Genomic DNA, 1,396 nt, shown 5'->3' with positions numbered 1-1,396 from the left:
CCCGCGCCCCGCTTCTCCGCCACCCCCGGCTCCCTCCGCCGGCCGCCCGCGCCGGCCGGCGCGCACACCGAGGAAGTCGCCCGCGACTGGGGCGTTCCCGGTCTCCGACAGAAGGGCCCGCAGTGATGGAACAGATGAAGCGCCGGCTGTTCGACGACCGGCACGACGCCTTCCGGGCCACCGTACGGACCTTCCTCGAACGGGAGGTCGTGCCCCACTACGAGCGGTGGGAGGAGGACGGCGTCGTCTCCCGCGACGTCTGGCGGGCGGCCGGCAAGCAGGGGCTGCTCGGCATCGCGGTGCCCGAGGAGTACGGCGGCGGGGGCACCCCGGACTTCCGGTTCGGCGTCGTCCTGGCCGAGGAGTTCGCCCGGGCGGGCGCGGCCGGGTTCGCCGCCGGGCTGCACAACGACATCATCGGCCCCTACCTCACCACCCTCGCCACCGAGGAGCAGAAGCGGCGCTGGCTGCCCGGCTTCTGCGACGGCGAGACGGTCACCGCCATCGCCATGACCGAACCCGGCGCCGGCTCCGACCTCCAGGGCATCCGGACCGCCGCCGTGGACGAGGGCGACCACTGGCTGCTCAACGGCTCCAAGACGTTCATCTCCAACGGGATCCTCGCCGACCTGGTGATCGTCGTGGCCCGGACCACCCCCGAGGGCGGGGCCAAGGGGCTCAGCCTGCTCGTCGTCGAGCGGGGCGCGGAGGGCTTCGAGCGCGGCCGGAACCTCGCCAAGATAGGGCAGAAGGCGCAGGACACCGCCGAGCTCTTCTTCACCGACGTCCGCGTCCCCAAGGAGAACCTGCTCGGCGAGGTCCACGGCGCGTTCGGCCACCTCATGGCCAACCTCCCGCAGGAGCGGCTGCAGATCGCCGTCGCCGCCGCGGCGGCGGCCGAGCACCTGCTGGAGATCACCACGCGGTACGTCAAGGAGCGGGAGGCCTTCGGCCGGCCGCTCGCCCGGTTCCAGCACATCCGCTTCGAGCTCGCCGAGATGGCCACCGAGTGCGCCGTCACCCGCTCCTTCGTCGACCGCTGCGTGGAGGAGCACGCCGACGGGCGGCTCGACGCCGCGCACGCGTCGATGGCCAAGTGGTGGGCGACCGAGCTGCAGAAGCGCGTCGCCGACCGGTGCCTCCAACTGCACGGCGGGTACGGATACATGGCCGAGTATCCGGTGGCCCGGGCCTTCACCGACGGCCGGGTGCAGACGATCTACGGGGGCACGACCGAGATCATGAAGGAGATCATCGGGCGGTCCCTGCTGGCGTGACCCACACATGACTCCGTAACCGGGGATCGTCCGGATCGCGGTTCGCCGGACCCGGGTTACGACGGCCCGGGGTCTTCCCGGCTCGTGCCACCGTCCCACCCCGACCGACATCCCCACCC

1 protein-coding gene and 1 pseudogene are annotated in these 1,396 nt (G+C 72.4%); both read left to right on the top strand.

Features of this window, described 5'->3' with window-relative positions:
• Window positions 1-126: pseudogene (locus tag ACSNOK_RS33030) on the top strand (CoA transferase); the annotation flags it as partial.
• A gap of 8 nt (window positions 127-134) precedes the next feature.
• A complete protein-coding gene (locus ACSNOK_RS33025; protein WP_436784474.1) occupies window positions 135-1,277 on the top strand; it encodes an acyl-CoA dehydrogenase family protein in 1,143 nt (380 codons plus the stop codon).
• Window positions 1,278-1,396: the final 119 nt, after the last annotated feature.

It is taken from the genome of Streptomyces sp. URMC 126, from assembly GCF_051386555.1.
GTDB lineage: Bacteria > Actinomycetota > Actinomycetes > Streptomycetales > Streptomycetaceae > Streptomyces.
The sequence above is the reverse complement of the archived record's forward strand: the minus strand, read 5'-3'. Positions and strand labels throughout refer to the sequence as shown.

Bases quoted from the DNA above. Each gene is read 5' to 3' on its own strand.
- ACSNOK_RS33025 (WP_436784474.1), top strand. From the start codon at position 135: ATGAAGCGCCGGCTGTTCGACGACCGGCACGACGCCTTCCGGGCCACC.